Below are 12,410 nucleotides of genomic sequence, written 5' to 3'. Positions count from 1 at the left end.
GTCGGCCTCAGGCCTCGGGCTCGTCCTGGTCGGGGCGTCGGACGCTCGTCGGCCGTCGGAGCGACGGGTGGTGGGGGCCGGCGAAGGCCGAGACGACCTCGGGGAGCGCCCCCAGGTGCAGGTGCACGAAGCTCCCCACGGCGTGGTGGCGGAAGTAGAAGTCCCCCTCGCCCGAGAGCCGGCCGTAGCACGACGGGCACTCGAACGGCGTGGGGCTGAACTTCAGGTTCCACCGGCCGCTGCGGTAGCCGCGGACGACGGTCCCCTTGGGGCCGAGCCAGCTGTCCCGGCTCAGGGTGCGGACGACCGGCTCGGGGGGCCGGGGGACGGCGGCCAGCTCGGCCTCCACCGGCAGGATGCCCGCGCCCGGGGTGCGTACGCCGTCGACGGTGATGGAGCGGCCCAGGTAGGCCGAGCCCCCCCCTTCGGTGTAGATCCGCTGGCCCCGGCAGACGTGCTGCCGCAGCGACGCGATCATGCTGACGTTCGACGCCAGCTCGCCCGCGTGGAGGTTGGCCAGGCCGCAGCCGATCATCACCAGGTCCACCCCCTCCGGCAACGCGCCGTCGTTGAGCGGGGAGAATTCGACCAGCTCGGCGCCGAGCGAGGCCAGGGCCTCGAAGGTGTCCGGGAAGTAGCAGCCGAAGGCCTCGTCGCGGGCGAAGGCCACGCGGAAGCCCGGGCCGCCCGACCGACGCCCCGGCCGCGCGACGTAGTCCGGGTAGGGCCGGCTCAACGAGAGCGCCGAGATCGCCTTCAGGTCGGCGTGCCGCAAGAAGCTCGCGGCCAGTGCGTCGACCGCCTGGCGCGGGAGCTCGCCCGCCGCGGCCGACTCGATCTCTCGGCGCGCCTGCGGCAGCAGTTCCACGGCCGCGACGACCGGCAGGCCGCTGGTGAGCCGGATCAGCCGACGGCAGCGTTCCAGGTCCTCGGCCGACTCGACGCCGTCGAGGATCACCGCGGCGGCGTCCCTCGGAGGCACCGGGAGGTGCGAGGTGGCGTCGCGAAGGCCGGCGACCGAGACCACCGACACCACCGGCAGGTCGAGGATCTCGACGAGGGGCCCGAGATCCCCCGGCGACGGATGCGGGCCGGCCAGGCAGGCCGTCGCCGGGCCGCCGAGGCACCCCTCCACCACCCCGAGGTCGGCGATCCGCACGCCCCCGGCCAGCAGCGACCGGCAGACGTCGGGCGGCATCAGCCAGGTGTCGAGGTGCCGGCCCGGCATCCCCGTCGCCTGGGCGACCGCCTCGGTGGGGGTCGGGCAGGCCCGGGTGCGAAAGTGCTGGACCCGCCATCGCCGGGCCGTGAGGCCCGCGATCAGGGCGAGTCCCGCGATCGAGGGGTCGGGGCCCGCGGTGGACGTCGCCAGGGCGATGCGAGGAACGGGCGTCGTCATTGTCGTTTGCGATCCACCACGCCGACCGAGCGTCCGGGCGCTCGACGCCGAATTGATACGGATTCCATCGCCGGGAGGGGCGTGCGTCCCGCGGCCTTCGACTCGCCCCGGGGCCCGGCGGACTCCGGTCGGAACGCGGGTCCTCGACGGCCTTCCGCCGTCGAAACGCCGGGGCCGTCAGGCCGTTCGCCGGCCCACCCAATGATAGGGTCTCGGACATCGAGGTCAAGCCGGCACGGCCTGACGCGGCGGGGGTTTCGGGCGGCGTCGCCCCCGCCCGGGGGGCCGGGGCGGGGCCGCGGGCGTCGATGTTCGGCTTGCCCCGCCCCGGGCCCGCGAGTACTCTACGCCGCGCTCCCGACATGGATGCTCGTCGAGCCGAGACGCGTCTTCACCAGGATCAGTTCGAGTTCGGGAAGGATTCCCATGTCCCAATCCGGATCAGAGCGACGCCCCGCGCGGTTCGACGTGCGGGCGGCGACGGCCGCGGCCCTCGTCTTCGGCGTGCTCGGCGGGGGCGGCGCCCTGCCCCAGCAGGGGGGCAAGCCCTCGGCCGAAGTCCCGGCCCGCGAGGCCGAGGTCGAGGCCCCCGACCAGCTCGCCCGCCCCGGCAAGCCGGCCCCTCCCGTCGCCGCACCGGCCGAGCCGGCACCGACGCCCGACGCCGCGAATGGAGACGCGAAGCCCGAGGCCCCCAGGGCCGAGGAGCCCGCTCCCCCGACGGCCGCCGCCCCCGTCGCCGTCGCCGAGGGCCCGCTGCCGCCCGCGGAAGCCGCGGCCCTCCGGGCCGACGCGGAGCAGAGGCTCAAGGCGCTCGCGCCCCCGGCCGACGGCTCCGACGCCAAGGCGGGCGCCGACGCGGCCTCCAAGCTCGCCGACAAGGCCCTCGCCGAGGTCCTCGCCGAGCGGGCCCGCCGCCTCGACGAGTATGACAAGTCGCTCGGCGAGCTGGCCGGGCTGACGAATCCCGAGTCCGACCCCGACCGCCGGATCGCCGAGGCCAAGGCCGACCTCGCCGACCTCCAGGGCCGCCTCGATCGCCCGGTCGCCGACCTCCTCCCCCCCGTCTTCACCCTGCCCGGCGAGGTCGACCAGGCCGGCCAGGCGCAGATGAAGGAGCTGATCGAGGGGGTCAAGCAGGAGATCAAGGAGTATCAGGACAAGCTCGCGCTGGGCTCCGCCGAGCCGGAGAAGGAGGCCAAGGCGGGCCCGGTCGCCGAGCTGAAGGCGGAGCGGGAGCGGATCGCGCAGGACGTCGCCGCCGTCAAGGCGCGCGAGGCCGCCGGGCCCCCCGCCTCCGCCCGGACGGCCTCCGACCGCAAGCTCGCCGAGGAGCGCGCGGTCAACCTCCGGGTCGAGGCCGCCGCCGCCGCCCTGCGGCTCCAGGTCGTCGAGCGGAAGATCGCCCGCGCCCTCAAGCTGGCCGAGGCCGCCGCCGTCGACCGCAAGCGGTGGGTGGCGCACGTCAAGATCGGCAAGAAGGTGCTGGAGCCCATGCAGGCCCGCTTCCTCCAGCTCGCCCAGCTCGCCGAGCGCGAGCTGAAGGGGAAGTTGCAGGTCGAGCAGTCGAAGGCGGAGCACGCCCGCGACCCGATCGAGCGCTACCGGGCCGAACGCCTGGCCGAGCTGCTGGAGCTGGAGTCCGCGGTCCTCAAGGCCGAGCAGGCCCTGACGGCCGGCGCCCAGCCCTCGCTCGAGGAGATGCGCAGCCGGGCCAACGTCGCGGGCGTCGACTTCGAGCGCATCAAGAAGATCATCGAGGGGGACGAGTCGGGCCGCCGGCGGCTGGACGCCTTCAGCATCAACGCCGACTACCGCCGCCTGGAGCCCGAGCGCCGGCGGATCCAGCGCGAGGAGCGCGACGTCGTCGACAAGCGCCTGCGCGATTACACGAACATGCTCACGAGCGTGGAGCTGAGCCAGATCGAGGACCGGCTGCTGGACCAGATCGACCTGGACGACCTCCAGGACAAGCTCCCCCCCGGCCGCCACCCCGAGGCCGTGGCGATCTGGCAGGAGCTGGAGGAGCGGCACGGCCGGCTCCTGGCCCGTCGCCGCGAGGCGCTCGAGAAGCTGGTGCTCAACGAGGAGGAGATCCTCGTCGAGATCGACCGCCGGCTGGCGATCCTGGAGGACGAGTCGAGCTTCATCCGCACCCACCTGTTCTGGGTCCGCGACCAGGACCCGATCAGCCTGACGACCGTCGGCCTGGCCGCCGGCGAGCTGCGGCGGCTGGCCCGGGTGTCGATCGACGTGGCGGGGGCCGCGATGCGGACCTCGGCCTGGAAGCGGACGACGCCCGAGTTCCTGGCCGCGTCGGCCGTCGTGGTCGTCCTGCCGCTGGGGATCCTTCGCGCCCGCCGCACGCTCAAGCACCGGCTGACCCAGGCCCTGCCGCCGCCCCCCGCCCCCCCCGCTCCGGCCCCGGCGCCGACGCCGCCGGCCGAGGCCGCGCCGGGGGCCTGACCGTGGACACCGACCCGACCGTGCATCGGGACTGAGCCGAGCGTTCCCGTTCATTCCGCGAGGGATTCCTCCGCCATGCTTGCTCTGCGATCCTTGCTGATGGGCGTGCTCTGGGCCTCCGCCTGGCCCCTCTACCTGGCGGCCGTCGCCCAGGCCGCGCGGCTCGGCCCGTGGCCGAAGGCGACCGGCGTGCTGGCCGCGACGATCCTCAACGCGGCGGCGATCGGCCTGTTCGCGCGGGGGCTGGGGAGCTGGTTCTTCAAGCCCGGCGGCTGGTGCGAGCGCTACCTCGACACGCCCCCCAGCGTGACCCGGCAGTTCCGCGGCGCGGGCCGGCTGCTGATCGTCGCGGCGATGGCCCTTTTGATCCCGGTCCACCTGTTCGCCCACGGCGAGATCGCGCACCAGGGGAACGCCGTGACGGCCCCGGCGCTCTCGCGGTTCCTGTTCCTGGCCTTCGAACTGATCGTGCTGGCGTCGCTGACCTACCACCTGCGGCCGGGCTCGGCGCTGATGCTCTGGATCGACCCCGACGTGGCGGTCGAGCCGGCCGACGGCGTCGGGGACGGGTCCGGGGCCGCGACCGGGAGCGGGCCGGCCGCGACCGCCGCGACGGTGATCGTCTCGCGGCAGCCGTTCGGCGCGGTCGGCGAGGCCTGGGTGACCTGGTGCCTCCGCCGCGCCCGGGCGATCTCCCGCCTGATCGTGGCGTTCGGCGTGGTCGTGGTGGTCCTGGACTTCCGGGGCTACAGCTTCGCCGCCGGCCGCCTGGCGCTCGGCGGGGTGGAGAGCCTGGTGGTCTTCATGCTCTCGTGGGCCATCCACCGCGTCGTCGCCCGGCTGATCGCCTGGCGGCTCCGCCTGGACGCCCGCACCAACCGCCTCTGGGCGTCGGCCGCCTCGTACCTGGCCGCGCGCTCGCGGAGCGCCCACGCCGCCGGCGCGGCCCCCGGCTCGGCCCCGGCCGAGCCCACCGACTGGGCCCTCGCGGCCTCGCGGGCGTCCACCTTCACCATCATCCTGCTGGCGTTCGCCATGCTCGGGTGGATCTGGGGCATCGACCCGGCGTTGCTGGACTTCCTGGGCAAGCAGCCGCTCTGGGCCGACGCCGACGGCGACCCCGTGGTCCTCGGCAACGTCGCCGCCTCGATGGCCGCCGTCGTGCTCGGCGGCCTGGCCTGGCGGTACATGCCCGGCCTCTTCGCCTTCACCCTGTTCCGCAGGATCCCCGACGACCCGGGCGTCCGGTTCGCCGTCGTCACCCTCTGCCGGTACGCGGCGCTCGCCGTCACCACCCTCGTCGCCCTGCAGGCGGTCCACCTGAAGCTCTCGCAGATCAGCTTCATCCTGGCGGCGCTCGGCGTCGGCCTGGGCTTCGGCCTCCAGGAGGTCGTCTCGAACTTCATCTGCGGGCTTATCCTGCTTTTGGAGCGGCCGATCCGCATCGGCGACGTCGTCTCGATCGCCGGGACGACCGGCAAGGTGGACCGGATCAACACCCGCTCCACCACGATCATCAACGGCGACAACCAGTGCATGATCGTCCCCAACCGCGAGCTGATCACCGGCCGGCTCGTGAACTGGACGCACAAGGACAAGATCATGCGCGTGGGGGTCCGCGTCGTCGTCGCGCTCGACTCGGACGTCGAGGCCGTGACCTCGCTGCTCCTGACGATCGCCAAGAACGACTTCGACGTCCTCTCCAAGCCCGCCCCCTCGGCGCTCCTGGAGGAGCTGGGCGAGTCGGGCCTGGTCTTCGGCCTCTCGGTGCACGTCGCCGACCCCGGGCTGATGGGGGGGGCGAAGCACCGGATCTGCAAGGCGATCCGCGAGCGGTTCGCGCAGAACAAGATCGCCCTGGCGAGCCCGCTCCGCGAGGTCACCCTGGCCGGACTCTCCGACGAGCTGACCAGCCTGATCGACGGCCGCCGCCTGCGCGGCGACGAGGCCGAAGCCTCGCCCCGGGCCCCGCACCGGGCCGAGGCGCGGGCGTCCGTCGAGAATTGAGGGCGTCGGGGGCTCACTCGCCGGCGGCGGGGGGCTCGGCGGGCCTGGGGGCGGCGGCCGGGCTCGGCCCGTCGCCCAGGTAGAACGCCTCGCAGAGCTTGCCCAGGAGGCGGCCGGCGTCGGTGGTGGTGGGGACCGGGGCCTTGCCGTCGGGCGAGTCCAGGACGACGCCGTTGACGAAGAAGGCGATGATCAGGGGGCGTCCCGCCGCCGTCTCCAGGTAGCCGGCCAGGGCCTTGCTGGTCATCAGTCGCTTGCCGGTCAGGGCGTTCGAGACGAACATCGTGCCGGTCTTGGCGTGGGCGTGGCCCCGGGCCGGGCTGTCCTCGGGCACGGCCTTGGCGAGCGTGCCGTCGCGGCCGAGGATCGGCAGGGCCGCGTCGTAGGCGCCGAAGTCGGGCCGGGCGGCCATGGCCTTCAGGAGCGTCACGGCGGCGCGGGGCGTGGCCATGTCGGCCCACATCCCCCCCGCCCCGCCGCCGAACGAGACGTCGAGCGGGTCCAGGCCCAGCTCCTTGAGGATCTCCCCCTGGCGCTTCAGGCCGGCGGCGAGGGTGCGGTCCCCCTTCCGCACGGCCAGGAGCAGCGGCAGGGTGCTGGCGTGGAGGTTGTGGCTGACCTTCAGGATCACCCGGGCGAACTCCCGGAACGGCGGCGAGGTGTACTCGGCCACCTTGGGGAGGCTCGCCAGCGTCGCGTGCGGCGGCAGCTCGGCCTCAGGGTTGTCGGCCAGCGGCGAGGCGTCCACCCGGACGCCGTGCCGCCGCAGGGCCTCGATCAGGAGCGAGCGCGCGAACGACGCCGGGTCGTCGACCTCCGCGTTGTCGATGAACGAGTCGGCGCCGACCGGGACCTCGCCTCGCACCGTGATCCGCCGGGGGCCGACGACCCGCGCCCGGATGCGGGGCTCGCCGCCGGCGACTGTCTCCACCCGGGCGTCGACCGCGACCGACTCCGTGCCGGGGGTGATCGTCACCGTCGCCGGGTCGCCGGCCGCCTTGCCGGGCGCGACCACCACGTCGATCAGGTTGTCGTTGATCATGATCGGCGAGGTCAGCTTCGGCCCGCTCCCCGAGCTGGGCGCCCGCTCGAACAGGCGGGCGTCGACGATCACCTCGCCCTCGATCTTCTGGATCCCCGCCGCCCGGACCTCGCGCGCCAGGTGCTCCAGCCCGGCCAGCGGGTCGCACGGGACCAGGACCTCGCCCGCCTTGCCCCCCGAGGTGTAGATGTGGTCCTCGTCGGTGAACAGGAGCTTGCCGTCGGGCCCGGTGCGGCCCCCCATCGCGGGGTCGCCCTGGGCGATCAGGATGAGGTCGCCGTGGAGCGCCCCCTGGTCGTCGACGTTGCCGCGCCGGACCACCGGGGTCTGGAAGCGGTGGTCGGCGCCCAGCTCCACCATCGCGGCGGCCGTCGAGAAGAGCTTCGCCGCCGAGGCGGTGCCGAACAGCTCGTCCGCGTTCTTCTCGTAGACCGTCTCGCCGGTCTTCGCGTCGACGGCGAGGATCCCCCAGTGGCCGCGCCGGAACGCGGGCGTCTCCAGGATCGCCTTGACCCGCCCCTCCAGCGTCGTCGGGGCGGGTGCGGGGGCCGCGGCCGGGTCGCGGGACGGCCTTGAGGCTTCCGGGGACGGCCTGGGAGCTTCCTGCGCCGAGGCGAGGGGGCCGCCCAGGGCCGCCCACGCCGCCCCCGCGAGCATCAGGGAGGCGGCCGTGGGCGCCCCGCCCCGCCGCCTCGAACGCCCGCGCCCGCCCCTGCCCTTCGGAGTGATCCCGGCCTGCTGCATCAGTGGTCCCCTTTCCTGCGGTCGCCCGCTCCCGGCCGGCGCGCGGAGTCATCCGCCTCGCCGGCCCCCCGGCGGATCGAGTATAGCGGAACCGTGGTCGCATCGGCACCCGCGCGACCGACCCGGGGCACGCTCGGCCGCGGGGTTCCCGATCCCGGCCGACCCGCTTCGAAGCGTCCGAGGACGGGCGCAAGGCCGAGGAGGGACGACTCCAGGGAAGCCGTCGGCGGAGGATGCGAGGACACGTCGCCGGACGCCCGATATCGAGGGGTCGACGGCGTCGCGCGGCCTCTCGATCGCGAGAGTAACCGCGAAGGCGGCCTCGGGGCCGGGGAGGTGGCGTTGGACCCGAGGGGGGAGGAAAAGGGCGAGCGAGGCCGGGGATCAGCGGATCAGTTGCAGCCGCTTGGCCGAGATGAAGCCGTTGAGCATCCGGTGGCCGATCGCCCGGACCGGGCTGCCGTGGCAGGTGTTCTCGCTCAGGTCCTCGAGCCAGCCGCCGTCGGGGAGCAGCGAGGTCTCGGCCTCGACGATCACCAGCTCGCGAGGCCGGCCCTTGGGGGCGACCTGCAGGACCACGCGGGCCGAATCGTCCACGCCGCCGCACGCCTCGACCCAGGAGTCGATGATCGCTCCGCTGACTTCGAGATCGAGTTCCATCCGAAGCTCCTGCTCGTCTTGGACCTCACCGACCGATCCTTGCCCGGAAGGGGACGACGGATCGTCATCCCACCCTCGACTGACCACATCCATCATAGCAGCCTCCTGTCGTTCGTCAACAGAGACCCGGCGTGATCTATCAGAAAGGCCGCGGAGAATCATCCCACGGACGGGACCGGCGAACGGCCGCAGGGGATTCAAGGACATGGGTAAACCGAAGGAATGCGGCCTAACGTCCGCAAGCATGATGCCGAGATCTCGCAAAACCGAGTGATATCGGGGTTTTCCCCGGTCACATCCGCGGCAGATCGCCGATCTCGGCCACGCATTCCCTCGCCCACGACGGGCCCTCGGCCTATCCTCAGTAAGTCGTGACATCCTCTTACCCATGTGTAGCATCGCGATACCGCGAGGGCAATTCTCTTTTCTGGCGTGTTCTAGAAATCTCGTGGAATTCATCGCTTAGGAGCGAGGTTCCGGCGACGCGGGGGGATCGATAGAACGAAAAACGGCCTTTTTGAGCTATCATGAAACGATCCCCGGCGTGGATTGTCGCCGTTCCCAGGCGGTCTCGGATTTTCCGCTTGGCCCCGCCGGCGGCGCGCGTCAGGATTTCCGGGAGTCCGCAGGGCGGGAGCGGCGCGATCCGGGCCGATTCGGATGATGATGGGTAAATGTTGCAACGGCGACGGCGGGTTTGAAGAAGTCGTCGGGTTCGCAGGTCGAGGACCGGGAGGGGCTCGTGGGATTTCGCGTGGACGTGGAGAAGCGGGGTGGTCGCGAGGTCTACACGATGCGGGACGACGTCTCGGGGGCGTCGGCGTCGGTCCTCCCCTCCTACGGCTTCAACCTATTCGACCTCCGGCTGCCGATCGCGGGCGAGGTCCGACCGGTGATCGTGTCCGACCCGACCTTCGCCGAGGCCCCGAGCCGGGCTGGGGGGAATGGGACGCCGATCCTGTTCCCGTTCCCGAACCGGATCCGGGAAGGGACGTTCACCTTCGGGGGCAAGTCGTACACGATCCCCACCAACAAGGGGGGCCACGCGATCCACGGCTTCGCCATCGACGTCCCCTGGGACGTGGTGGAGCACGAGGCCACGCCCGAAGGGGCCGTGGTCGAGGGCCGATTCCAGCTCTCCGTCCACGCGCCGGAGCACTGCGACCACTGGCCGACCGACGCCGTCCTGTACGTCCGCTACACGCTGGCGGGCCGGACGCTGACGATGAGGTCGACCGTCTCCAACCCGACGGCCATCGACCTGCCGTACGGGTTCGGCATCCACCCGTACTTCCGGCTGCCGTTCCCCCCCGGGGGCGACCTCGCCCGCACCCGGATCATCCTGCCGGCCTCGAAGTACTGGCCCCTGCGCGACTTCCTACCCACCGGCGAGGTCTCGGAGATCTCCGACCGCCTGGACTTCCGCAAGGGCAAGGCGATCGAGGGCCTGATGCTCGACGACGTGCTGACCGGGCTGACCCGCGACCAGGGCGAGGGGGCCTGCCGGCTTTTGGACCTGGACAAGGACGCCGAATTCCAGCTCGGCTTCGACGATTCGTTCCGCGAGCTGGTCGTCTATACGCCGCCGGGCAAGAACGACGTGATCGCGATCGAGCCCTACACCCAGGCGACCGACGCGATCAACCTGCAGGCCCGGGGTGTCGACGCGGGCCTCCGGGTGCTGGGCCACGGCGAGGAGCAGGTCCTCACCTTGACCATACGGACGGTCGGCTGAACCGGCGCGGCCGGCCTCGCCGGACGGAGGACGACTTGGCCTGCGGCGGGCGCCCCGGGTATCCTGGCACGGCCGGGATCGCGGCGGTCCCGCCGACGACGACGCCCGATGAACCCAGACGCACCACCGACACGACCGCAGCGGTCGACCGAGGTTCCGCACATGGAGGCGCCCCTTGATTCCGGCCCCGTCGACGTCGACGCCATGCGCATCGACGTCCTGCGCCGGGCCGTCGAGATCTATCTGCGGCACGCCTACCCCACGGGCGACCGCCCGGAGAACGTCAAGCGGCGCACGACCTGGGCGGAGGGCCTCCCCCCCCGCGAGCTGTTCGCGAAGCCGCCGTTCGAGCGAGCGGGGAAGACCCCCGGCTCGGAGTCGCCGATCTTCGCGCTGCGGCTGGGGAACGGCCGCTACCCGCACATGAAGCTGCAGTTCCAGCCCTGGAACAACGCCGACGGGCTGATGCTCTCGGTCAACACCCACGACCAGGTCGCCGGCCTGGACCTGGTGGCCGACGACGCCGAGGCGTTCCGGACCCTCCAGGCCGAGAACCAGCGGCTCAAGGAGGCGATCGAGCGGGATTGGGAGGCCGAGGGGCTGCCGACCTTCCTCAACTTCCTGCGCACCTACATCGAGAGCCGCGCCGAGGCCGACTCGGCCGAGGAAGCCTGATCGACGGGCCTCAGGCCGTGGCGGCCATCGCGACCGCCTCGGCCTCGAAGCCGGGCAGGACGATCATCCCGCCGGCGAGCATGTCCCAGTACTGGGCGATGCGGACGTCGACGCGGAGCAGCGCCAGGTCGGGGTCGTCCAGCCCTCGGGCGAACCAGATCCGGTTCGCGGGGCTCCACAGCTCGCGGAGCTTCTCCGGCTCGCGCACGATCGAGGCGCGGCCCGAGAGCGAGACGTAGCGGTGGTCCTCCGGGGAGGCGTAGCTCACGTTCACCTCGGCGTCGCCGAGGATCTCGTCGACCTTGGCCGACGAGGTTCTGGTGAAGAACCAGAGGGTGCCGTCGAACTCGGCCTCCTGCGTCGCCATCGGCCGGCTGTGCAGGCCGCCGTCGGGCGAAGCGGTGGCGAGCATCGCCACCTTGATCCCGCGGATCATCATGGCCACCTTGCGGACGGCCTCTCCGGGCTTCTTGCTTTCCATCGCGCCCATCCTTTTCGCCCCCTGTTTGCGGACCGTTTTCCTTGCGGAGAGCCTCCCGCGACCCGCCGAGTCCACCGACGTCGGACGCCAGTTGCAACTGCCGTTCCGATCCCGGGGACGGCCGCCCGCGGCCGGAGATTTGCATCGTGGTCTTTTCGACGGCCCGGGAACGCAGCCCGGGGTCTCACACCCGATCACGAAGGGACGCGAACGATGCCGCAGAACACCACGAGTCGCAATCCGTCCACGCAGCAGGGTCACGGCGGGGGCCAGGAAGGGCACGGCCGGAGCCGGGATCAGGGCCGTGACGTCGCCGCGAGCCCGGAGGCTTGCTCCATGAGCGGCGGCCTGCCCGCCCTCCTCGGCGGCCATCGGGACGTCAACGTGGGCGACGTGGAGCGCGTCGTCTCGGTGATGGGCGGCGGGCTTCTCACCCTCTTCGGGGCGACCCGGGGCGGCCTGACCGGCCTGGGCCTGGCCGTCCTCGGCGGCGGCCTGATCTATCGCGGGGTCACCGGGCACTGCGAGGCCTATCAAAGCCTGGGCGTCGACACCGCCGACGCCCCCTCCCAGGCCCGCGGCGCGCACGCCTGAGCCCACGCCGGAAGAAGGAGCGTCCTTGTGAGGGCGGACCGTCGCTCTTATAAGGGACGAGATCCTCGGGGCCTCCGCCCGCGTCGGGCGCGAGGCCTCCCGGGAGCTTCAAGTCCGATGGGAGCTGAGAATGGCGAGCTATCGTGGTTGGGTCCGGGCTTCGGCCGCCCTGGCGACGGCGTTGGCGGTGGTGATGGGCTCGGTCTTCGCCGATGAGATCTACGGCGTCATCACCAAGGTCGACCCGGAGGCCCGGAAGATCACCGTCTTCCAGAAGAAGGCGGACAAGGAGACCGTCCTCATCGTCGACGAGGACGCCGAGCTGATCACCCCCAAGGACGAGTCCGGCTCGAAGGTCGACCTGAAGAAGATGGAGAAGATGCTCTCCAAGTCCAAGGAGCGCAACCCCGACGCCAAGGGGATCCGCGTCCGCGTCACCCACGAGGGCGACAAGGCCTCGAAGATCGAAGTGCTGGCCAAGAAGAAGGCCGCCGCCGAGTGAGCCGGGCCCTCGCCCCGCGCCGGCCGCCCCGCGCGGCCCGGCGCGGGGCCGCCGGACCACGTCTTGCATCGGGCCCCGGGAGTCGCTACGGTCGTGTTCGGACCG

At 72.4% G+C, this 12,410-nt stretch carries 10 protein-coding genes; 6 read left to right on the top strand and 4 right to left on the bottom strand.

Going from position 1 to position 12,410, the window contains the following annotated elements:
* Positions 1 to 7: 7 nt before the first annotated feature.
* The gene (locus tag G6O68_RS22435) at positions 8 to 1,399 is read right to left on the bottom strand and encodes a cobyrinic acid a,c-diamide synthase (protein WP_165250889.1); all 1,392 of its coding nucleotides are present in this window, start codon (positions 1,397 to 1,399) and stop codon (positions 8 to 10) included.
* Positions 1,400 to 1,825: 426 nt separating this feature from the next.
* Between G6O68_RS22435 and G6O68_RS22430 the strand changes: the two genes are divergently transcribed.
* The gene (locus G6O68_RS22430) at positions 1,826 to 3,865 is read left to right on the top strand and encodes a hypothetical protein (protein ID WP_165250888.1); all 2,040 of its coding nucleotides are present in this window, start codon (positions 1,826 to 1,828) and stop codon (positions 3,863 to 3,865) included.
* A gap of 75 nt (positions 3,866 to 3,940) precedes the next feature.
* Positions 3,941 to 5,872, top strand: a complete 1,932-nt coding sequence (locus tag G6O68_RS22425; RefSeq protein WP_165250887.1) for a mechanosensitive ion channel family protein — start codon at positions 3,941 to 3,943, stop codon at positions 5,870 to 5,872.
* Positions 5,873 to 5,885: 13 nt separating this feature from the next.
* On the opposite strand, the gene dacB is transcribed toward G6O68_RS22425, so the two are convergent.
* Together dacB and G6O68_RS22415 are read right to left on the bottom strand one after the other, a co-directional pair.
* The gene (gene dacB, locus G6O68_RS22420; RefSeq protein WP_240911451.1) at positions 5,886 to 7,658 is read right to left on the bottom strand and encodes a D-alanyl-D-alanine carboxypeptidase/D-alanyl-D-alanine endopeptidase; all 1,773 of its coding nucleotides are present in this window, start codon (positions 7,656 to 7,658) and stop codon (positions 5,886 to 5,888) included.
* Between the two features lie 384 nt (positions 7,659 to 8,042).
* Entirely contained in the window at positions 8,043 to 8,318 is a 276-nt protein-coding gene (locus G6O68_RS22415) for a hypothetical protein (protein WP_165250886.1), read from the bottom strand.
* Positions 8,319 to 9,015: 697 nt separating this feature from the next.
* Between G6O68_RS22415 and G6O68_RS22410 the strand changes: the two genes are divergently transcribed.
* Together G6O68_RS22410 and G6O68_RS22405 are read left to right on the top strand one after the other, a co-directional pair.
* A complete protein-coding gene (locus tag G6O68_RS22410) occupies positions 9,016 to 10,053 on the top strand; it encodes an aldose 1-epimerase (RefSeq protein ID WP_240911449.1) in 1,038 nt (345 codons plus the stop codon).
* A 162-nt stretch (positions 10,054 to 10,215) separates the two neighbouring features.
* Positions 10,216 to 10,728 (top strand): hypothetical protein, encoded by a 513-nt coding sequence (locus G6O68_RS22405; protein WP_165250885.1) that lies wholly within the window; start codon positions 10,216 to 10,218, stop codon positions 10,726 to 10,728.
* Between the two features lie 10 nt (positions 10,729 to 10,738).
* Here G6O68_RS22405 and G6O68_RS22400 read toward each other — a convergent pair whose 3' ends face one another.
* Positions 10,739 to 11,209, bottom strand: a complete 471-nt coding sequence (locus tag G6O68_RS22400; RefSeq protein ID WP_165250884.1) for a pyridoxamine 5'-phosphate oxidase family protein — start codon at positions 11,207 to 11,209, stop codon at positions 10,739 to 10,741.
* Between the two features lie 213 nt (positions 11,210 to 11,422).
* Here G6O68_RS22400 and G6O68_RS22395 point away from each other — a divergent pair, with 213 nt between their 5' ends.
* Positions 11,423 to 11,803 carry a YgaP family membrane protein gene (locus G6O68_RS22395; RefSeq protein ID WP_165250883.1) on the top strand — a complete coding sequence of 127 codons (381 nt, stop codon included), beginning with the start codon at positions 11,423 to 11,425 and terminating at the stop codon, positions 11,801 to 11,803.
* A 130-nt stretch (positions 11,804 to 11,933) separates the two neighbouring features.
* The gene (locus G6O68_RS22390; protein WP_165250882.1) at positions 11,934 to 12,305 is read left to right on the top strand and encodes a hypothetical protein; all 372 of its coding nucleotides are present in this window, start codon (positions 11,934 to 11,936) and stop codon (positions 12,303 to 12,305) included.
* The last annotated feature ends 105 nt before the right edge of the window (positions 12,306 to 12,410 follow it).

Source organism: Paludisphaera soli (assembly GCF_011064595.1).
Classification (GTDB): Bacteria; Planctomycetota; Planctomycetia; order Isosphaerales; family Isosphaeraceae; genus Paludisphaera; species Paludisphaera soli.
Note: the sequence above shows the minus strand (reverse complement) of the source record. Positions and strands in the feature narration are given on the sequence as shown.